The following is a 20,546-nucleotide window of genomic DNA, read 5'->3' as shown; positions in this document are numbered from 1 at the left end:
CCAACTTCGCGAACGACAACGATGACGACAACGAGAGATGCCGACGAAGCCGCCCTGCGAATCCCGCCGCGCGCGTCGTGGTACGCCGGACTCGACCCTGCCGGAAAGCGCGCGTTCAAGGCAGCGTTCGCCGGTTGGGCGACCGATGCGTTCGACTTCATGGTGTTCAGCTTCGTGCTGGCTTCGCTGATCGACCTCTGGGGCCTCGATCGCGGCAAGGCCGGCCTGTTGAGCACCGTGACGCTGATTTTCTCGTCCGTGGGCGGCTGGATTGCCGGCATCCTCGCGGATCGATACGGTCGCGTCAAGGTATTGCAGGCGACGATCCTGTGGTTCTCCGTGTGCACGCTGGCCATCGGGTTCGCGCAGAATTTCGAGCAGATCTTCGTGCTGCGCGCGCTGCAAGGGCTCGGCTTCGGCGGCGAATGGGCCGTCGGCGCCGTGCTGATCGGCGAGATCGTCGCTCCTGCGCATCGCGGCAAGGCGGTCGGCCTCGTGCAAAGCGGCTGGGCCATCGGCTGGGGCGGCGCGGCGATTCTCTACAGCATTGCGTTTTCCGTCCTTCCCGAGTCGCTGGCCTGGCGCACGCTGTTCTGGGTTGGCATCGTGCCCGCGCTGCTCGTACTGTACGTACGCAAGCACGTGCCCGAGCCGGAGGTGTTCGTGAAGGCCGACGCCGCGCGCAAGCTGGACGGGAGCCAGCCTTCGGTGTGGGCCATCTTCTCGCGCGCGCACGCACGGCGCACGGTGCTGGCCGCGCTGCTTTGCACCGGCATCCAGGGCGGCTTCTATGCGATGTCGACATGGCTGCCGGCCTTTCTGAAGCTCGAGCGACACCTGTCCGTGCTCGACACGGGCGCCTATCTGTTCGTGATCGTCGTCGGGTCGTTTTGCGGCTATGTCGTCGGCGCGTACCTCTCCGACTGGTGGGGTCGCCGACGCAACTTCATGTTGTTCTCCGCGCTCTCCCTCGTGTCGGTGTGCGTGTACCTGACCGTGCCGCTGTCGAACGCGCAGATGTTGTGGCTGGGATTTCCGCTCGGATTTTCATCGTGCGGCATTTTCAGCGGCGTCGGTGCGTACCTGACGGAGCTGTACCCATCGGATTTCCGCGCCAATGCGCAAAGCTTCACATACAACTTCGGCCGCGGCATCGGCGCGCTGTTCCCGAGCCTGGTCGGCATGCTGAGCCATTCGCTCGGCCTCGCATTCGCCATCGCGATCTTTGCGGGCGTCGCTTACGGCGTCGTGCTGCTGGCCGTCCTGCTTCTCCCGGAGACGAAGGCCCGGTCGCTTTGAATGCCGGATTGCGCGGTGCAATCGCGATGGTTTGATCCGCGCTTGCGCGTAACTGCGTGATGCCGAGCCTCCCGCTGCGCCGTCATACCGCCACGCATCCGCGCAACGCCCCGCGCGCGGACCGCAACGTCAGGAGCGGTGCGCCGGCGAGCACGAACGCGCTCGCATCACCGCTGCCCTGCTGAATGAACCGGCCGGCCACGCTCGGCGACGGGATGCCGGCGAAATTCCCGAGTAGATGAACGCCGCCGCCGAGCCGACGCGAAGGCGCGCCACGGTTTCCTGCAGCAGCGATCAGCCGACCGGCGCCATGACCGCGAACAGGCTCGCGATCGCGACCAGCGTGCCCCAATTTCGGATTCCGGTGCCCGAATGAACCCATGTTCGGGCCCCCTCCCACATAGTGAGCCGTCTCACATCACAAGATTGCATTATCACATTTATTGTGATTTTATTCTCATTCATGACGGCCACCGCTCATCGCGCAAACAGGCCGCCCATTCCAGGGAAGAGACACAGATGGAGACAATCGCCGTCATCGGCAGCAACATGGTCGACCTCGTGACCTACGTCACGCGCATGCCCGCCCGCGGCGAAACGCTCGAGGCACCGAGCTTCGCGCTCGGCTGCGGCGGCAAGGGCGCGAACCAGGCCGTCGCGGCCGCGCGCCTCGGCGCGCGTGTCTTGATGGTCACGAAGGTCGGCGACGACGTGTTCGCCGACAACACGATTCGCAACTTCGAGCGCGAAGGCATCGACACGACGCACGTGCGCAAGGTCGCCGGCGTGCCGAGCGGTGTCGCGCCGATCTTCGTCGAGCCTGATTCGAGCAACAGCATCCTGATCGTCAAGGGCGCAAACCGTCACCTGCGCCCCGCCGACATCGACGCGGCCGCGCCGAAGCTCGTCGAATGCGCGCTGATCGTGCTGCAGCTCGAGATCGAGCTCGACACCGTCTATCACGCGATCGACTTCGGCGCACGACACGGCATTCCGGTGCTGCTGAACCCCGCGCCCGCGGTCGCCGGCCTCGATTTCGAGCGAATCCGTTCCGTCGAATTCTTCGTGCCGAACGAGACCGAACTCGCGATCGTATCGGGCATGCCGGTCGATTCGCGCGACAGCGCGACACGTGCTGCCGAATCGCTGGTCGCACGCGGGCTGAAGCAGGTGCTCGTCACGCTCGGCAGCGACGGCTCGCTGCTGGTGTCGCGCAACGGCGCCCGGCACGTGGCCGGCGTGCAGGTCGACGCGCGCGACACCACGGGCGCCGGCGACGCGTACATCGGCTGCTTCGCACGCTGCTACGCGGCAACGGGCGATGCGATCGACGCGATGCGTTACGCGTCGGCCTACGCCGCCCATTCGGTCACGGGCCTCGGCACGCAGCAGTCGTACGCCGACGCCGCGACCTTCGAACGCTTCCTGCGCGACGCCACCCGCTGAACGGCGCCGTCCATCGACGAGACCATCCGGGAAGGAGACACCCATGAGCCGAGCCAGAATCGAACACACGCCCGACGGCTACTACCTGAACCGCACGCCCCTCTTCGCGTTCACGCTGCTGTGCTGCCTGTTCGCGCTGTGGGGCACCGCGGCCAACCTGAACGACGTGCTGATCGCGCAGTTCAAGAAATCGTTCTTCCTGTCGGATTTCGAATCGGCATTCGTGCAGTCCGCGTTCTATCTCGGCTACTTCTTTCTCGCGATTCCCGCCGCGACCGTCGTGAAGAAGTTCAGCTACAAGACGACGATCCTCATCGGCCTGCTGCTCTACACGACCGGCTGCCTGCTGTTCTTCCCGGCCGCGTCGATGGCGAAGTACGGGATGTTCCTCGTCGCGCTGTTCGTGATCGCGGCGGGTCTGTCGTTCCTCGAGACGGCATCGAACTCGTATTCGACGCTGATGGGCCCGCGCGACACCAGCACGCGCCGCCTGAACATCTCGCAGACGTTCTATCCGTTCGGCGCGATGGCGGGCGTCTACATGGGCAGCTTCCTGATCTTCAAGGAAGGCGACGCATCGCACGCGCAGCTCGCGGCGATGTCCGCGGCCGACGCGCACCTGCACCAGCTCGCGATGATTCAGGCGACACTCGAACCGTACAAGTGGCTGATCGTCGTGCTCGTGGCCGTATTCGTCGTATTCGCGCTGACGCCCTACCCGGCTTGCAAGGGCAACGGCTCGAACGCGGCTACGCACCGGGTCGACGCGCGCGGCACGCTCGCGCGCCTCGCCGGCAACCGGCGCTTCGTCGCGGGCGTCGTCGCGCAGTTCCTGTACGTGGGCGCGCAGGTCGGCGTATGGAGCTTCACGATCCGGCTCGCGATGCAGATCGGCGGCCTGAACGAGCGCGGTGCATCGCGCTACCTGCTCGCGACCTTCTTCGCGTTCTTCGTCGGCAAGCTGATCGCGACGCTCGTGATGAAGCGCGTCGGCCCGGCCAAGGTGCTGATCGTGTACGGCGTGCTGTGCATCGCGCTGCTCGCGTATACGATCGGCGTGCACGACATCAGCGCCGTCTACGCGGCAGTGTGCGTGAGCGTGTTCCTGGGGCCGTGCTGGCCGACGATCTACGGCCTGACGATCGACGGCCTCGGCAAGGACACCGAATACGGCGGCTCGATCCTCGTGATGAGCATCGTCGGCGGCGCGGTCGTGCCGCTGATCCAGGGGCTGATCTCCGATCACACCGGCGGCAACATGCAGCTCGCGTTCGTCGTGCCGCTCGCGTGCTTCGTCGTGATCGTCCACTACGGGTTCTACTGCCTGCGCCACCTGCCGGCGGCGATGCCCGGCACGGCAGCCGACGGCGGCGCATCCGCGCGCTACGCCGACACGCGCAACACGTCAGGCGCCTGACGGTGCGACGCGAGATCGACCAGCCGCGCCGCCATTGCGCATCAGGTCACGAGTGCGATGCCGTGTTCGCGGATCGCCGTCTCGTACCGGCGGCTCAACTGCCCGTCGGAGATCACGTAGTTGAAGTCGGTCAGGTCGGCGAAGTAAGCGGCGCGCACTTCGTCGAACTTCGTGTGATCGACGAGCAGGAAGCGGTTCTGCGCGCGCGCCATCACCTTCTTCTTCGCGTCGACCTCGTGGAAATTGAAGCAGGTGACGCCGCAGCGGTCGCTGACGCCGGCCGCCGAGATGAACGCCTTCGACACGCGCACCGTGTCGAGGATGCCCGTCTCCGCGACCGACTCGAACACCATGTTCTTGCGGTGATACACGCCGCCGCACAGGATCACGCTGCAATGCGGTTTCTGCTGCAGCTTTGCGAACACGTTCAGCGAATTGCAGACGGCGGTGAATTCGAGGTCGTCTGGAATGAAGTCGATGATGAACGGCGTGGTCGAGCCGCAATCGACGAAGATCGTGTCACCCGTCTTCACGAACTGCGCGGCGAGCTTGCCGATGCGGCGCTTCTCCTCGGTTTGCCGATTGTTTTCGGCGCTGATCAAATATTCGCCGATGTCGCTGCGCTGCGCGGCGAAATGGCGCGTCACGTAGCCGCCGATCAGGCTGAGGCCGTGCGGGTTGTCCGCGAGATCGCGGCGGATCGTCATTTCCGACACGCCGAACAGTTCGGCGACTTCCTTCAGATGAATCGCGTTCTGCCCTTGCAGCACGTTCATCAGCGTCTTGATCCGTTCGCCCTTCTTCGTTTCCATGCCCGTATCCTGCCTGCCCGTGCCGTGCGTCGCTCGTCGTGCCGGGCTCGCAGGCCCGGCCGGAATGTCGTATTTGTAACAAATCGATGTGAAAACATCAACTTTCCGTGTACCTTTTCGGCACACGATTCGTGGAGTCCCGACACATGCCGCTTTCCAACGCCCAGCTCGCCCAAACCATCGATCACACGCTGCTCGCGCCCGACGCCAGCGACGCGCAGATCCGCGAACTCTGCCGCCAGGCGGCCGAACATCGCTTCTACTCGGTCTGCGTGAACTCGGCGAACGTGCCGCTCGCCGCGCGCGAGCTGGCCGGCACCGGCGTGCTCGTCTGTGCGGTGGTCGGCTTCCCGCTCGGCGCGGGATTGTCCGCCGCGAAGGCGTTCGAGGCGTCGGCCGCGATCGCGGCGGGTGCGCGCGAGATCGACATGGTGATCAATCTCGGCGCATTGAAGAGCGGCCGCGCCGACGACGTCAAGGCCGATATCGACGCAGTGCATCGCGCGTGCGGAACGGTGCCGCTCAAGGTGATCCTCGAAACGGGATTGCTGGCCGACGACGAGAAGGTGCGCGTGTGCGAGATGTGCCGCGACCTCGGCGTCGCGTTCGTGAAGACGTCGACCGGCTTCGGTCACGGTGGCGCGACATTGCAGGACGTCGCGCTGATGCGCCGCACGGTCGGCCCCGTGCTCGGCGTGAAGGCATCGGGCGGCGTGCGCGACCGTGCGACCGCGCTCGCGATGCTCGAAGCCGGCGCGACGCGGCTCGGCACGAGCTCGGGCGTGGCGATCGTCACCGACCAGAGCGGCAGCGACGCGGCGTACTGAGCGATCGCGGCCGGCTCGATATCGATCGTCACTTCGTCCTGCGGCTGCAGCCCGGACAGGAACGCCGGTGCCGGTACCACGGGTGTGTCGCTGTACGCGCGAACGTGGCTGCTCGCCGATGCGTTGGCCAATGTGGCGCCAGGCACCACGCGGGCGCAACGCGGCGTGTTCGTGGAGTTGATGATGATCCAGATAGCCGCGGCCGTGCGGCATGCGATCACGTTGCGGCCGACGGCAGCACGGCAGCACGGCAGTTGCTTGCGATGGTCAAGCGGACGCTGCCGCGGGGTCTGGCGGTGCTCGACGCATAAGCGTGCCGCAAACAGCGCTGACCATTTGGGACATTGCAATACGCACGCATCACGCCATTGCGTCGATTTTCTGCGTGCGGCTCCGGCACTTTCGTACTTCTGGTCAGCACTGACTGATCGGGAAATTCCGGGGCCGCTCGGCAATGCTTTGCGAGCCCGGTAGCGCCAAGCTCGCTCCGGACGAGACCATCGAAATCCTTGGTGATGCGAGTCGATGCTGCTGCCGTGCCCCGAGGTCGCTACTGCTGGATGGTCGCGTTCTTCAACAGCCCACCGACAAACTGCGCACTTGCCTTTTCCAGCGCAAGCGCGCCGAGCTGCTGACGGATCGTCGCCTGCGCCTGGTTGAACGTCGGCACCTGCGTCGGCCGCTTCGCATCCAGCTTGACGATCGCGCGTGCGCCGCCAATCGGAATCGACTCGGGTGTGATGGCGCCGACAGGCAGCTTTTCAAGCGCCTGCGCGACCGCAACCGGCAAACCCGATGTCTTGCCCTCCGTCGCCGGCACCTTGAAGCTCACCCACGGCAGTTCTCCGCCCGTGTCCCGACTCGGCGCGATGCTGTATTGACGTGCGAGTCCGTCAAACGATTTGCCCGCCTTCAGTTCGCTCAGTACGGTCGCGGCCGTTGCCGCATCCCTGACGACGATCAGGCGCGGCTTGTATTCGTCCTTGCCGAGCGACGCGACGATCTCGTCGTAACGCGACTTGACCTGCGCATCCGTTACCGGATCCGGCTTCACGTTGTCCTTCAGATACAGCTGCGTCTCGGCATTCGCCTTGGCGACCTGCATCGCTGCCTGCACTTCCGGCTTGCTGCCGTAGTTTGCCTTCTCTGCTGCCTGCTGGATCAGCACGCGTGCAATCAGCTGATTCTTGATCGCCTGTCGCACCTGCGGCGTATCCGGTTGCCGCGACGCGCGCAGCACTGCGTCGACTTCCGCTTGTGTGATCGCGGTGCCGTTGACCGTCGCAACGGAGCCGGTCGGCTGTGATGCAGCCGACGTCTGCGCGAATGCCGAACCCGTCAATGCCGCAGTGAGGGTTAATGTGGACAGCGTGTACCTCAGGTTGGTTTTCGTCATCATTTCGCATTTCCAATAAATGAGCGCACAAGCCCTTGGGATCGTCCAGGGCCGGTCAATAGTTCCAGTTGACCGTCGCCAATACCAACGTTGCCTTCGGTCCAAGCGCAGCGGGCTGCGTCAACGCACGCCCGACCAGGACCTCGCCTGACAGGTACTGCTTGTGCCACTGCCATTGTGCACGCAGCCCTGCGCCCGCCCCGGCGAGTGTCGGGAAACCCGGTATCGAGACAAGGCCGGCCTTACCCGCATCGACGAACACGTACGGTTCGATTCGACCGTCCTTCCACGCCGGCGCATTCACCCAGGCCAGTTCGTTGCGCGAGTAGAAACCGCGGTCTCCCGCAATCTCGCCCGAGCGAAAGCCGCGCACGGTATCCATCCCGCCGAGGTACAGCTGCTCGGATCCGAACAGCGCCATGTTCGTATATTGCCCGCCGAGCACGCCCCGATACGCAAGCAGCGCGTTTCCGATCTTCGGCAACGGCAGCGTGAACGCAGCAGTCGCATCCACCTTTGTGAACTGGCTGTGCGCTTCGTCGCGCGTGATGCCGTGCGGATCATGGTTCGCGCCGAACCATGGCAGGCCCTGCGACACCCCGCCGTTCAGCGTGAAATTGCCCTGCGCGTCGTTCATTACGAACTTGTGCAGCCAGTTGCCGCCAAGTCGCAATACGGCAACCCGTTGCGGATCCAGATCGATGCCGTTGACCTCGCGATCGGTACGACGCCAGGACACCGTGGCGTCCACGCTGGTGATATCGCTGACGCTGCGGCCCACAAGATAATTCCAGCCGAAGATGTGCGACAGCGTGCGACCGTATTCGAGTGCGGTCGTGCCGATCACCTGCTGGTATTCCGAATCGGAAATCGTATAGCTGAATGTATGACGGCCGAACGGCACGGCGAACGAGCCGACGATCGCGTTGCTATCGAGGCTGTCGAGGAAGTTCACGCTCAGCGATTCCTGCAGGCCGAGCAGGTTGTCGGCCTCGATGCCCGCGCGATAACGTGTCACGCCGGTCGCCGAACTGCCGTAGTTGTCGACGCCCAACGTGTAGTACAGCCGATCGCCCGACTTGTTACCGATGTCGACGATCGATTCGCCAGGATTCTGGCCCGGCAGGATCTGGACCGTCGCCTGGTTGCGGCGCAGACGGTTGATCTGCGCGACGCCCTGATCGATATCCGACAGGCGCAACGGCTCGCCGGTCGCCGCCGGAAACGCATTTTCGTAGCCGGCATCCGTCAGCCAACCGCCGCCCGCCGATGCTTCGCCCGCCTTGAGCCGGTGGATCGGCTTGCCGTTGACCGTGAACGCTTCGATCGTGCCGAGTTGAATCGTGATCTTCAGCGTGCCGGTGGCAAGGTTCTGCGGGCCGAGCAGCGCACGCGTCGTCACGAGACCGTGTGCGACGAACACGTCCGTGATGCGCTTCAGCAAGACGTTGATGCGGTGGGAGCCGAGCTCGTGGTTCACGAACGGTTCGACAATCGCGTCGAGCTCCTTGGCCGAGATGCCGCGAGGTGATTCGAACGGCTTGCCGTCGGGTGCCTGCATGACAATCTGCTTGACCGTAAAGGTCGGCCCTGCTTCGACGATGGCATCGACGGGCGTATCGACCGGAATGTCGAGGGTCGCCTCCGGTGTCGGCGTGACCGTGATCGAAGCTGGTGGCTGTTCGAGTTGACGCTGGCGCGCTTGCTCGCGTTGCTGCTCGATGATCAGTTGCGCCGGATCCTGCACCGGCCGACCGGCGGGGGGCGGAGTCTGTGCGTGCGCCGGCATGTGGAATGCAGCGAGGCTCGCGACAAGCAGCGGCAGCTTCAATCGGGGGAATGCGCGTGATTTCATCGTTGTTGTGCGTGCAGGTGCCCGAGCGTTGATGCTGTCATGCCAGCGGTCTCGCTCTTAGCAGCGGCTACGATGGCCACGACGGCGAGAAACACGATGACAGCGACCCCGAGTCGATCTTTTGTTTGGTAGTTCATCCCGTCTACCGCCACCACCACGTCGTCAGGCCCAGATGCTGATCGATCTGGACCGGCGTGCGCGACGGCGCGCGTACCGTCGTAATGCCACCGGCCGCGGTGACGCCCTTGCCGGCACTGAATGATCCGCCATCGATGACGCCGTCGCCTGTGAGCGTCACGCTCCCGTTCGCGGTGAAGCCGCCGCCGATATCCATCGCGATGATCTGCGCCCACGTACTGCCGAAGAACGCCTTGAAGCCGCGATGCTGGTTGATCGCTGAGTAGCCGGTCACGCCTTGCGCGTATGTGATCGGCGCGTCGACCTTGATGTCGCCGGTCGCGAAGACGTTGCCGCCGACGTTACGGGCGACCGAGCCGGCCTTGATGCCGATGTTGCCGCCTGCCTGGATTGTGCCGCCGTACGGCGTGACATTGCTCGATGCGTCGGCGTGGCAGAAGATCCAGCAACTGCGCGTATAGCTCGCCTGGCCAGTGAAGACAGCGGCGTTCGTGAAGGCGCTCTGCGCGGCGATATTGACGTCGCCGTCGTTCGATTGAACGATCCCGCCGGCATTCGTGAAGTTGCGGCTCGTGATCGTCACCGGGCCGTGCACGGCGGCGACATAGGCGAGCTGATCCGGGTTGCTGACCGTGCCGTAGTCAACATTGAATCCGCTCGTCGTATGCGTGAAGAACAGGAAGCTGCCGCCGCGGTCGGAATACGCGGTGGGTTGGCCGCCGTTCGTGCCGCCGGTATGGTCGATGATGTTCTGCACGTCACCGGTGGCGGTGAGGCTTACGGCGCCGTTCGACAGAATGCGGGCGTTGTCGTTGATGATGTTGCCGCCCGCCGTAAGCTTCGTCTGGCCGTTGGCCGCGAACATGATCCCGAGGTTGTTCGCACTGGAGCGGTTCGTGATGTCGCCTGCTGCGGTGAGGATCACGTCCCCGCCGGTCGTGGTGCCGTCCCTCGCCGTCGTGCCGGCCTGAATCAGGCTGCCGGTGTTGGTAATCGCGCCGCTGCTCGTCAGGTTGAGCGTGTTGCCGGCGCTCACGGTCGTTGGGCCGGTAGCGTCGTCGGACAGCGCGATGCTGCCGGCCTGAACGTTGACGTTGTTCGCGGCCGTTACCTGTGCCCCCTGCAGCGACACGGTACCAGGCGTCGTCAGTGCGACGTCGCGCTCTGCCTTTAGCGAACCGTCGGAAATTGCGATGTCCCCGTTTGCCGTGACTACCACGTCGCCGGCGTTCGCGTAGATCTTGCCGAGGCTGTGCACGCCCGCGCCTTGGTCGGTAACGATCAGCTGAACGCGGCCGGCCGTCAGCCCGCCGGCCGCCGTGATGTCGACGGCGACGGCGTTGCTTTTGGTGCCTGGCGATGTCGTGCCGATCAGCCAGTCGTGGCCGTTGTCCGATGGAGAGAAACTCGTGTCGTACGTCGCGGTACTATCGCCGGCGATCGCGCGGATGCCGCTCGTCGAGCTCGTGAAATCGTTAGTGACCGGTCCGTTGATGCTCAGCTGTTTGGCGATCAGGTCGAGGTTGACCAGCGTGCCCGATAACCCGCCGGGACCGATCGTGATGGCACCGCGATTGGTCGTCAGGACGACGTTGCGCTGTACAACACCGGGCGCAAGCGTGAGGTCGGTGAAGCCCACCTGCCCCGTCGACAGAACGACGTGACCCGTATTTGTGAAGCTGCCACCGTCGACCGTGACCCCGTTCGGATTGGCCAGGATCACGTTCGCGCGCGGACCCAGCACGTTGATGTTGCCCTGAATCAGCGACGGGTTCGTGCTCGTGACCTGGTTGACGATCGTGCGTGCGTTGATGCCGACGTTGTTCAGATCCGCACCGGCCTTCGAGACATTGAACGACGAATAGGTGTTGTTCGAGACGCCACCAATCCCAGGCGCAATGTTCACCGCCTGACGGCCGTTCCCGGCTGTCGACACCGTGGTCGCTGTGCCACCGTCCGGAACGATACCGGCCGCCAGCACGCAGGCCGGAAACGCTGTCGCCAATGTCAATACGATCAGCCTGAGACGCATGGCGCTCAACCTTCCTTAACGAAATCCGGACGCGGCACGTTCGGCATGTTGTCGTAGGCCTTCAGAATCGTCTGCAGCGGTGTCAATTCTTCCCCACGATTCCAGTAGACGATCTTGAGCCACGTTGCGCCACGAATGAATTGCCCAGCCCCAAACCACTTCGATTCGAGGTTGGCCTTCAGCATGCGTCGGCCCGCTTCGAATAGAGCCTCCGGCGTGTAGCCGTTGGCGTAAGAGATCTCTGGACGGCAACCATAGAGACACAGCGCATACGCGTATTCCCGTGGCTTGAGCGTTTTCGAAAGCGAAGGCGGCTTGTCGTTCACCCAGTGCTCGTACATCTGGATACCGTTCTCGAATCCTTCCATGCCATCGGGCGTCGCATCGTCACCGGTCTGGTAGGCAAACGCCATGTAGTCGTCCAAGCCGTCCCGGATAATCTCGTTCATCGGCCACGGACGCTTTTCATAGCGCCATGCCGCTTCCTCAAAAATCCGGGCGTTCTCCCACAGGTCGCTGTCCCATCCCAGATCCATCCAATCAGCGATTACCTTCGCCCAGTACAAACTCCTTCGGTGAAGATTTTTATTAACACCAAAATCCTCATCTTTTTCAATTGCCTTCGCAATCCACTCCGCGCAGCGTGGCACAATTGGCGCTACTTCATCATGAAGCCCAACAAGCCATCCACAAATTGCGGTCTCGAGTTCAAATAATGCAACATTCCCCATAGGGCGAGCAGCATCGTATTGAGTCCCGAGCAGCCACCGCAACATTTCCGGCTCAAAACCTCTTTCCCGGGAAATGATCGGATCGAACAACATAGCTTCTCCTAGCAGGGCTTTCCGCCACAATATCGAATAGATACTGAATTCTTCAATCCGCCAGATCCAACTGTATTAGTCACAAAATTACCACTGTTTAAATTGTCCAAAGCTTTCTGCCTAATCTCCGGCGGAAGATTCGAATTAAGTATCTCCCGCTTCGCTTGCCCTACCGCACTTTCAAATGCAGCAGAGTCATTAGCAAAGGTCGCCGAAGGAGTAAGACCCCGGATATCGGTCCTGAACTTGTTGTCCCACAAATTCACCTGTCCCGTCGCGCTGTTGACAGAGATGATGTCACTGCCATTGGTCCCGACCGCATCCCCCCAACGCACCACGGTTTCATTCGGCAAGCCGGCGACCGAGTTCGCCAGATTAATCTCACCCTGATAGCCCGTCCAGTGCCCCCAGATTTGGTTTTCTGTTGCGCGATTCAGCATGTTTGGTGAGTAGTCCCAGCCAGCGATGGGAGGCGGCAGATTCGGATTCACCTCGATACCATTGAACACGCGCCAGCCGGATTTGCTCGCATCCGCTGCCGCCTCTGCACCAATGCCGAACAGCGACTTCGCGCCAATGCCGAGCATACCGAAGACGGCTCCGACGCCCGGAATCTCGATGGGTGCATTCTGCAACGCATCGAGCAGATTGCTCGCCATCTGTCCGTCGAACGAGTTCGCATAGATCGTCGGAAACGACTTGCCGTTTGCCTTTGCAGCCGGGTCAGTTGGATCAAACGCATAAACGGTCCCGTTCTCGAACGACAGGTTGTTCCCACCGGCAAGCGCGGCCGCCATCGCGCCCTTACATGCCGGTGTGCCTGTGCCTCCTGCACAGGCGCTCTTAAGCGTATCGTCCCGATTCTGTGAAAGAGCAACCAACGACTTCTTGAGCGTACAGGCTTCCGCATCGCCTTGGGCGCACATTGCAATCGCGCGATCGAGCTGCTGCTTTTCCGTTAGCGCCATCGGATTGGAAGGCGACGGACGATGCTTCAACCAATTGTTGAGCGTCTCGTTCTGCGCGGCGGTCATTGCGCCTTGCAAATTGAATCCGAGCGCATCGGCGAGGCTACCGCTCACCAGCGTTTCAACGGCGGCCAGCACTGCGGGCGGCATGCTTCCGTTTGGATCGATCACCGGGTTCAGTGCCGCGCTTGCCGCACCGCCCACGGCACCACCGGCGCATCCCGTGCCCAACGCGGCCGAACTTGCACAGCCGAGCGCCGCGTGGGCGAGCACGTTGCTGACCGAGCCGGACGGCAGGTAAGTGCCAATGGCGTTCGCTCCAACCGCCGCGAGATCGGTCAGTACGTTGTTCTGCAGCGCGGTCATGAAGCTACCGCCTTGGATCGCCGTCGAGATCCCGGCGTTGACCACGCTCTGCTCGCCGATCTGCAACGCCGTGTTGCCAAGGTTCGCGAGCGTCACCGAGGCATCGGACGACACCAGGTTCGCACCGACCGACTGGAAGTTGTTGAGCCCGAGCCCTTCGTCGATCCCCTGCGTCAGGTAAGCGACCGCGACCGCCTTGCCCAGGTTCGCGATGCTGAACTGGCCCGTGTCGGCCTGGTTCATCAACGCGCTGAGCGCGGCGCCAAGTATCGGCGAGAAGGCGATCGATGCAGCGACGCTGATCACCGCCTGCACGATCATGATCGGCCCCATCCCGCCGTCCGAGATAACGTCGGTATGGATGTTGTTGCTGACGCTCGATTGTGTGAACTGTCCGCCCAGCTGGCTCTTCAGATCTGCCAGCATCGCTTGCGTGCCGGCCGCGTTCACGGTGCCGTCGGCGTTGAGCTGCTGCAGCGCTCCGCCGATCTGGTTCAGGCTTTGCACCTGCAGGTCATAGTTGGCGGCCGACATGAAGCCGCCTTGCTGTACCACCGTGCCCGTCGTAACCGCAACGCCGCCATCGACATCGTTGTAGATGGTGCCGATGTTGGTCGAACGCTGTTCGTTCGTGAGGCTGGCCGTATTGACCGTCAGGTTCTGTGCCGAGATCGAACCCGTGTTGAGAATGCTGTTCGCGAAATTCAGTGCGACGTTCGTCCCCGTGATCTCGCCGTCCGCCTTCACCACCGCATAGTTCTGCGGCAGCAGCACCTCGGGCATCAGCGCCTGCACGGTCGGGCAGGCACCGTTACCCGTCGCCGTGCATCCCGGTTGTGGCACCGTCTCCTCGACGTACCAAAGCATCGGATGATCGATCAAGGCGAGCTGCGCCTGGCTCAGTTGCGTGCCGAGCGCGACGTTGTTCTGCTTCGCGTACTCGAGGGCAGCGCCATAGAGCGCCGCCTTGTCCTGATTCTCGATCGACGCCTGGCTCGTGCTGTCCGTCGCGCTCGTCGTGCTGTAGAAGCTGCTCTTGCCAGTGGCTTGCAGCGCTGCCTGCTCGATCTGCTGGCTTTCCGTGTACGGGTCGTAATAGAACGGCGTGCTGCCCGGTTGCAAGATCGCCGGCAACGCATTGAGCAATGCCTGCGGACCCAGCGTACCGATCACCTGGGACACGGGGTTATTGATCAGGTAAGTCGCGTTCTTTGCTGCGCCGGCAATGGTCTGCACTGACGTCGACGACGGTGTCCCGGCTGTCGGCACGATGGGTGCGACCGGCTTGCCGACGGTCTGCACGCCGATCGGCGTATTGGGCGGCAGGCCCGCGGCGCCCGTCACCGAGGTCGGGTGTCCCGACAGCGTGGTCACGAGTCCGGCGCTGTTGACGGTCGTCGACGCGCTCGACGGTACCGACGGCGGCCCAAGCGACACCACCTGGCCCGTTACAGCCGGCGGAGGCGTGTAGACGTTCGGATTGTTCAGGCCGTTGACGAGCTGCGCACCCGTCAGGCTCACGGTCTGCCCGATCACATTGCCAGTATTCGTCAGCGTCGGCGAATTCACTGACAACGTGTTGCCCGCCTGGATCGTCGCCGGCACGAAATCCGACATCCCGACTGAAGAGGGCAATCCGGCCGGGTCCTGCGCCGCGCCACTGCTGTACGCGCTGCCGTACAGCGACGCACACAGAGTCGGATTGTTGGCGCAGCCCCATGCCGGATACGACGCCGTATAGTGCGTCAGGTTGCTCGCCCAGTACGCACTCAGGTACTGGTTGTTCGAGGTCGCCGAGTTCGATGCGTTGATCGTGACGTTGTTCAACGCCGTCACGAGGCTGCCGGCGTTGCTGAACGTGCCTGCCGTCAGATTGACGTTATGGTTGGCCGTGATGGTCGCCGGGCTCGCCGACTGCACGTCGACATAGGCTTCGCAATTGCTCGTGCAGCCCGTGAAGGGCGTGGCGCTGCCATAGTTCTGGTGGACCTGAACCGGCGCCGCGATCGTATTGGTCAGCGTGGCCGCATTGATCTGAACGTCATTGCCGGCCTCGATCGCCCCCGAAGTGTTCGACACGTTCGCGGCCTGGGTCGGCGATGTCGCCGTCGTGCCAGTACCACCGATCACGACATTGTTTTTCGCGACCAGATTGCCGTACGTATTGGCGACCTGATTCGATGCGATGACGAGATTGTTCCCCGCCGTCACGTTGCTGTTGGTTTGCTGGTAGCTGTACGTCTCCGAATTCGGGTTCGTCGTCTTCAGGCCATTGCAACCCCAATTCGAGAAGCCAGATGCGCATCCCGCAGTAACGGTCTTCGAACCGATGTTCGTTCCTTGATTGGTGAAGCTGGCCGTCTCGATCGTGACGTTGTTGCCCGCGACGAGCGAACCGGCATTGGTGATATTCCCGCCCGACAGGTTCAGGTCATGGCCGGCCACAACCTGGCCCGCAGCACCTTGAACGCTCGTGCTCGAGGAGGTCGTCAGGGGCGCGACTGTACCGGGTGCGTTCAGCTTGATGCTGCCGCCGTCGATGTAATACCCGGTGCTGTACGGGCCGAATGGGTTTGCGCCGTTGTAGTAGTTCCAGATCGAAATCGTCGACGGCGCTTGCGACAGGAAGTTGTTGATCGACGCGAGGTCGACGGTATCCGTGACTGTCGAGCTGTAGGTAGACCCACCATTCGACAATGACTGGAGATTCAGGTTGGCGTCGTTGCCCGCGCTGACGGTCCCGCCTTGGTTGTTCAGGCTGTTCGCGGTCAGGCTGAGGTTGTGGCCTGCCGCGATCACGGATGCCGCGCCTGGCTGCCCACCCGTCGTGGTCGTAGTCTCCGTGACGGTCGGCAGCGCCACGACCTTCTTCTGCAGCGCCAGGCGGGCGTTCTGCGGGGTCTCGATGAACCACAGATTCTGCACGACGCTGTTGCCCGAATTGCTGGTACCCGTGACGGTCGGCACCAGCACATAGGTCACCGTCCCTGAGGTCGCAACGGGCTGACTCGTTTGCAGATACTGCGAGCTCGTCGAGCCGGTCGGCGCAAGCGCATCGGCCAGCGAAACCGTTTGAGGCGTCTGGTCAACCTCACAGCAAAAGCCATTCTCCGCGGCGTAGAGATAGTAATAGTCGAGCGTGTCCTTGCCGACACCCAGGGCCATGATCAGCGCGGTGTTGTCGACCGTCTTGCTCGTGGTAGTGGTAGTGCCCGAGCCGGTCGCCCCCGAGTTGATGACGTTGTTGGCCGTGATGGCCAGATCGTTGGTCGCCGTGAGCGTACCGCCAGCATTCGTCAGGTCGCCGCTCAACTGGATCGACGCATTGCCGCTGCCGGCCGGGCTGTTCGCATTGCCTGCCTTCGTGGTGCCGTTCGAATTGTCGTAGCTCGTGCCCGAGATCGACAGCTTGTTGGCGGCCTGGACGGTACCCGCATTCGTTCCCGAACCGTTCAGCGTGAACGCGTCGTTCGCCGTCACTGTGCCGCTTGCCGCGTTCGCAAGCGATCCGTTGATCGTCAGTTCGTTGCCGTTGATCGCCCCCGTATTACCCACCGCACCGTTCAGCGTCAGTGAACCCGTGCCTTGGTTGATCGTCCCAGCGTTGCTGATCCCGTTGGTCGTCGAGACGGTGACCGCGGTCCCCGGCAACGTCCACGTACCCGAATTGCTCACCGACTGCGCGGACAGGTTCAGGCCGTTCCCGCCGTTGACGGTCCCATAACTGGCGACCGATGGGTCGAGCGTCTGGTTCGGCAGGTTCAGCATCGCAACGTTTTGCGCGAGGATCCGCCCGTTGGTGTCGTCGAAGGATCCATTGCCGCCTGTCACCGTTACAGTCGTGTTGCCGACTGCGGCAGTCGGATGGTTGACATCGCCCGAGAAAACAAGGCCGTTGACGTTGCTCAGACTGCTCGTCGTCAGGTTCAGCGCGTTCGTCGCGAGCAGTCCGCCCGAGTTGGTCGTCGCGCCCGACACGTTGAAATTCGCCGTTGGCCCGTAAATCGTCCCGAAGTTGTTGAGGTTGCTCGCAGTGACGGTCGCCGTCTGCAGCGATGACAGGCTGCCCGAGTTCGTGACGGTGGTGCCCGACACGTTCAGATTGCCGGCCGCCATCTGCGTGCCGACGTTCGATACCGTGCCACCGGCGAGCGTCGCATCACCCTTGAACGCGCCCGTGCCACCCGTCGTCACGCTTTGCGTGCCGGTAATGTTGGTCGTGCCACCGACCACCGCGTTCGCCGTTGTCACGTTCGCGCCAGACAGTGTCGCGTTGCCGCCCACCGTCAGTGCTGGAGCTGTCGCGCTGAACGGCTGGCTGAGCTGACCCGCCGACGTGTCGAGGTTGTTCGTCGCCGTCGCAGTGAGATTGCCGCCGACCGCGACGCCTTGCGTCGCGATGTTGGTAGCCGTGAGGCTCGCATCCTTCGAGACTGTGGTCTGGCCGTTGAGCGTCAGATTCTGACCGGCGGTCAGCATCGCGTTGCCGGCTGTCGAAACCGGGCCGGTGGCCGTCAGATTGCCGGACTTGGCGGTCGCGCTCAGATCGCCCAGGCTCTTGAGACTGCCTTGCGCGTTCACATCCGTGCCGGCCGTTATCGTGGTTGCCCCGCCGGAAAGGGCGTCGCCCGCGAGCGTCGCGCTGCCGTTGGTCGCCGTCAGTGTGCTGTTGCCGACCGCGGTCGTTGCGCCCACCGACAGAGTCTGACCGGCGGTTGCGCTCAGATTGTTGCCGGTCTGAATCGCGCCCGAGATCGCGATGTTGTTGCCGGCATTGAGCGTCGTGTCGTTTGCGACGCTGAGCCCACCCGTGCCGTTGATGTCGCGGCCCGCCTTCACGCTCGCGTTGCCCGTGTTGCTGACCGCGAGGCCGCCATTCAGGTTCGCATCGCGCGCGGCGGCAATCGTCGTAGTCTGGCCGCTCTGGATAGTCCCGGCGACCGTCGCGTCCTGCCCGGCATTGATATTGACCGCGCCCGGCGTGGACACGGCACCCGCGATCGCAACACTACCCGCGCTCGATCCAATCGATGCATTGCCGCCGCTGTACACGAGACCGCCCAAGGTCACGCCCTGCGATCCGCTCGCGGTCAACGAACCGAGCGACACCACGTTGCCAGTTGTGTTCAGGGCGCCACCGTTGGCCGCGAGCGTCATGTCGCCAACCGACGCGGCCGAACCCTGCACGCTAGTGTTACCGCCCGACGTGACGCTCAGATTCCCGCCGCTCGTTACGTTCCCTCCGAGCGTCGTATCCTGCCCCGCCTGAATCGTTACCGCACCGGGTGCCGACACCGTGCCGCCAAAACCGGCGCTCGTGCCGGCCGTCGCGTTGATCGTACTGCCGCTCTGGACCGCTCCTGTGAGCGCGATGGCCCGCCGGGCATTCAGGCTCACGGCACCCTGCGACGACGTGACGTTCCCTTGCCCCGTGATCGAGCCGGCTTGAGCTGCGACCGTCACCGGCCCCTGCGCCTGCACCGTACCGCCGACAGCCGCGTTCTGCCCTGCCGTCACGGACAACGCCGCATTCGACAGCGCGTTGCCGTTCACGGTTGCCGAACCCGTCTGCGCAGCAATCGTGGTGTCGCCCACGCCTGAAACCTGCCCATTCACGGTCGCATTGCGCGCGCCCGTCAGTTCGACCGTGCTACCGCCCTGCACCGCACCATTGACGGTCAAATCGCGTCCAGCGCGTGCCGACACCGTTCCCGGCGCGCTCAACCCTCCGACCGTGAGATCGCCATTCGTCGTCTGCAGCGCAATGTCGTGCGCCGTCAGCGAACCGATCGTCATCGACTGCCCGGCAGTGAGATTGGCCGTGCCATTGGCGGCAACGGACGCAGCGTTCAGATTGCCGCCTGCGGTCATCGTCACGTTCTGCCCGGCCGACACCGAGCCCGGCGCATTGATATCGCCGTTCGCGTTGACCGTGTAATTCTGGTTTGCGAGGCCAGTACCACCGATAGTGGTGTTGCCCGCGCTTGTCAGATTGACATTCTGATTGGCAAACGTTTGACCGACCGATACGTCGCCGTTCGCGTTGACGACCACATTGCCCGCTGTTGCCGACAACGGGCCTTGCGTGTTCACGCCCATGCCGGCTGCGGTCGAGACGATGTAGACGGTACCGCTCGTCACCGAACCATACTGATTCGCATCGATGGCAATCGCCTTGCCAATGGCGGAAGCTGTATTCGTCGCGCCGTTCGCCGCCGTGCCATACGTGGTGCCGGCTGGATCGCTGGCCGTCGGCGTAACGAGCTGATTGCCGGTCACGACGTTCACACGCTGATCCGCGCGCAACGGAGCCGCGAGAGTCACGCTCTGGCCAATGAGGTCGATATTGCCGACGGTACCTTCGATACCCGCACCGGGACCATTGACTCCAGCCGGACCATTTATCGAAATGTTTCCCGACCGAACGTCGTATGCAACCGCCCCGGCATGAGCAAAATCGGTCGAGGTGCCACCGACGCCGGTAAGAAACTGCGGCGTGCCGGTCGTCAACGTCAGGCCCGGTACATTCGTCAGCGCCATCCCGTTCACGGCAATGCCGCCCGGCGCCGCAACAATGACGGCCGCCGGCGAGCCGAACACTTCGAGCGGCCCGTTCAGCGTCGCGATGCTGTTGGACGTGACCTGATTGATGATGGTCGTTGCAGGCCGGCCATTCAGGTTCGGGTTGGCGCCCAGCGTGCCGCCAAGCAGCGGCGTGCCCGCCACGGTACTGTTATTGAGCACCAGGCCGCGCGAATCGATGTCGAACGACTGGTATTGCCCGACGCTGATGCCGTTTGCATTGGCGCCGGGGATGTTGATCGCGGGCACACCCGTGCTGGTCTGCGTGACGGACGGCTGGAATGAAATCGGCGCGCGCGGATCGACGATCGGCGCGGCGTGCGCGGTCTGATCCATCAGCAGCACGGCCGGGCTGAAATACATCACGACCGTCATGATCCAGGCGGTCGCCTTGACCCAAAGCGCCGGTGCTTCGCCGGTCAGCGAACTGCGGTCGAAGATAATCCCCGATCTGGCCGTTTCCCGTTGAACGTGCCGTTTCTCGATTTCGCGCATGACGCGGCGCATGATTGGTCTCTCTTGGTATTTGCAGCAGATAATTGCACAAACGAAATCGCGAGATGGTCAAGAATTGTCACGGCATG

General features: G+C 63.3%; 10 protein-coding genes. 4 read left to right on the top strand and 6 right to left on the bottom strand.

All coding sequences use genetic code 11. The annotated features are described in order from the left end of the window. The first annotated feature begins 21 nt into the window (after positions 1-21). From WS51_RS26525 to fucP, 3 genes are all read left to right on the top strand, one after another. A complete protein-coding gene (locus WS51_RS26525; protein ID WP_069230061.1) occupies positions 22-1,299 on the top strand; it encodes an MFS transporter in 1,278 nt (425 codons plus the stop codon). Between the two features lie 519 nt (positions 1,300-1,818). Then, complete coding sequence (gene rbsK, locus WS51_RS26520) at positions 1,819-2,745, top strand: ribokinase (protein ID WP_069230060.1); 927 nt, start codon at positions 1,819-1,821, stop codon at positions 2,743-2,745. Between the two features lie 43 nt (positions 2,746-2,788). Beyond that, entirely contained in the window at positions 2,789-4,162 is a 1,374-nt protein-coding gene (gene fucP / locus WS51_RS26515; RefSeq protein WP_059505307.1) for an L-fucose:H+ symporter permease, read from the top strand. 41 nt (positions 4,163-4,203) lie between these two features. Here the strand turns inward: fucP and deoR are convergent, their stop codons facing one another. Then, positions 4,204-4,974, bottom strand: a complete 771-nt coding sequence (gene deoR, locus WS51_RS26510) for a DNA-binding transcriptional repressor DeoR (protein ID WP_059505309.1) — start codon at positions 4,972-4,974, stop codon at positions 4,204-4,206. A 146-nt stretch (positions 4,975-5,120) separates the two neighbouring features. Here deoR and deoC point away from each other — a divergent pair, with 146 nt between their 5' ends. Further along, positions 5,121-5,801, top strand: coding sequence for a deoxyribose-phosphate aldolase (gene deoC, locus WS51_RS26505; RefSeq protein ID WP_060271918.1), 681 nt, complete (start codon positions 5,121-5,123; stop codon positions 5,799-5,801). Positions 5,802-6,351: 550 nt separating this feature from the next. Here the strand turns inward: deoC and WS51_RS26500 are convergent. From WS51_RS26500 to WS51_RS26480, 5 genes are all read right to left on the bottom strand, one after another. Beyond that, positions 6,352-7,200 carry a peptidylprolyl isomerase gene (locus WS51_RS26500; RefSeq protein ID WP_059505313.1) on the bottom strand — a complete coding sequence of 283 codons (849 nt, stop codon included), beginning with the start codon at positions 7,198-7,200 and terminating at the stop codon, positions 6,352-6,354. A gap of 52 nt (positions 7,201-7,252) precedes the next feature. Continuing rightward, positions 7,253-8,986, bottom strand: a complete 1,734-nt coding sequence (locus WS51_RS26495; protein WP_069230351.1) for a ShlB/FhaC/HecB family hemolysin secretion/activation protein — start codon at positions 8,984-8,986, stop codon at positions 7,253-7,255. A gap of 208 nt (positions 8,987-9,194) precedes the next feature. After that, positions 9,195-11,222, bottom strand: coding sequence for a two-partner secretion domain-containing protein (locus WS51_RS26490; protein WP_069230059.1), 2,028 nt, complete (start codon positions 11,220-11,222; stop codon positions 9,195-9,197). A gap of 5 nt (positions 11,223-11,227) precedes the next feature. Next, a complete protein-coding gene (locus tag WS51_RS26485) occupies positions 11,228-12,046 on the bottom strand; it encodes a hypothetical protein (RefSeq protein WP_059769011.1) in 819 nt (272 codons plus the stop codon). Between the two features lie 8 nt (positions 12,047-12,054). Next, the gene (locus WS51_RS26480; RefSeq protein ID WP_081333613.1) at positions 12,055-20,469 is read right to left on the bottom strand and encodes a two-partner secretion domain-containing protein; all 8,415 of its coding nucleotides are present in this window, start codon (positions 20,467-20,469) and stop codon (positions 12,055-12,057) included. Positions 20,470-20,546: the final 77 nt, after the last annotated feature.

This window comes from Burkholderia territorii (assembly GCF_001718335.1).
Taxonomy (GTDB): Bacteria; Pseudomonadota; Gammaproteobacteria; order Burkholderiales; family Burkholderiaceae; genus Burkholderia; species Burkholderia territorii.
Note: the sequence above shows the minus strand (reverse complement) of the source record. Positions and strands in the feature narration are given on the sequence as shown.

Bases quoted from the DNA above. Each gene is read 5' to 3' on its own strand.
- WS51_RS26525 (WP_069230061.1), top strand. From the start codon at position 22: ATGACGACAACGAGAGATGCCGACGAAGCCGCCCTGCGAATCCCGCCG.
- rbsK (WP_069230060.1), top strand. From the start codon at position 1,819: ATGGAGACAATCGCCGTCATCGGCAGCAACATGGTCGACCTCGTGACC.
- fucP (WP_059505307.1), top strand. From the start codon at position 2,789: ATGAGCCGAGCCAGAATCGAACACACGCCCGACGGCTACTACCTGAAC.
- deoR (WP_059505309.1), bottom strand. From the start codon at position 4,974: ATGGAAACGAAGAAGGGCGAACGGATCAAGACGCTGATGAACGTGCTG.
- deoC (WP_060271918.1), top strand. From the start codon at position 5,121: ATGCCGCTTTCCAACGCCCAGCTCGCCCAAACCATCGATCACACGCTG.
- WS51_RS26500 (WP_059505313.1), bottom strand. From the start codon at position 7,200: ATGATGACGAAAACCAACCTGAGGTACACGCTGTCCACATTAACCCTC.
- WS51_RS26495 (WP_069230351.1), bottom strand. From the start codon at position 8,986: ATGCCGGCGCACGCACAGACTCCGCCCCCCGCCGGTCGGCCGGTGCAG.
- WS51_RS26490 (WP_069230059.1), bottom strand. From the start codon at position 11,222: ATGCGTCTCAGGCTGATCGTATTGACATTGGCGACAGCGTTTCCGGCC.
- WS51_RS26485 (WP_059769011.1), bottom strand. From the start codon at position 12,046: ATGTTGTTCGATCCGATCATTTCCCGGGAAAGAGGTTTTGAGCCGGAA.
- WS51_RS26480 (WP_081333613.1), bottom strand. From the start codon at position 20,469: ATGCGCCGCGTCATGCGCGAAATCGAGAAACGGCACGTTCAACGGGAA.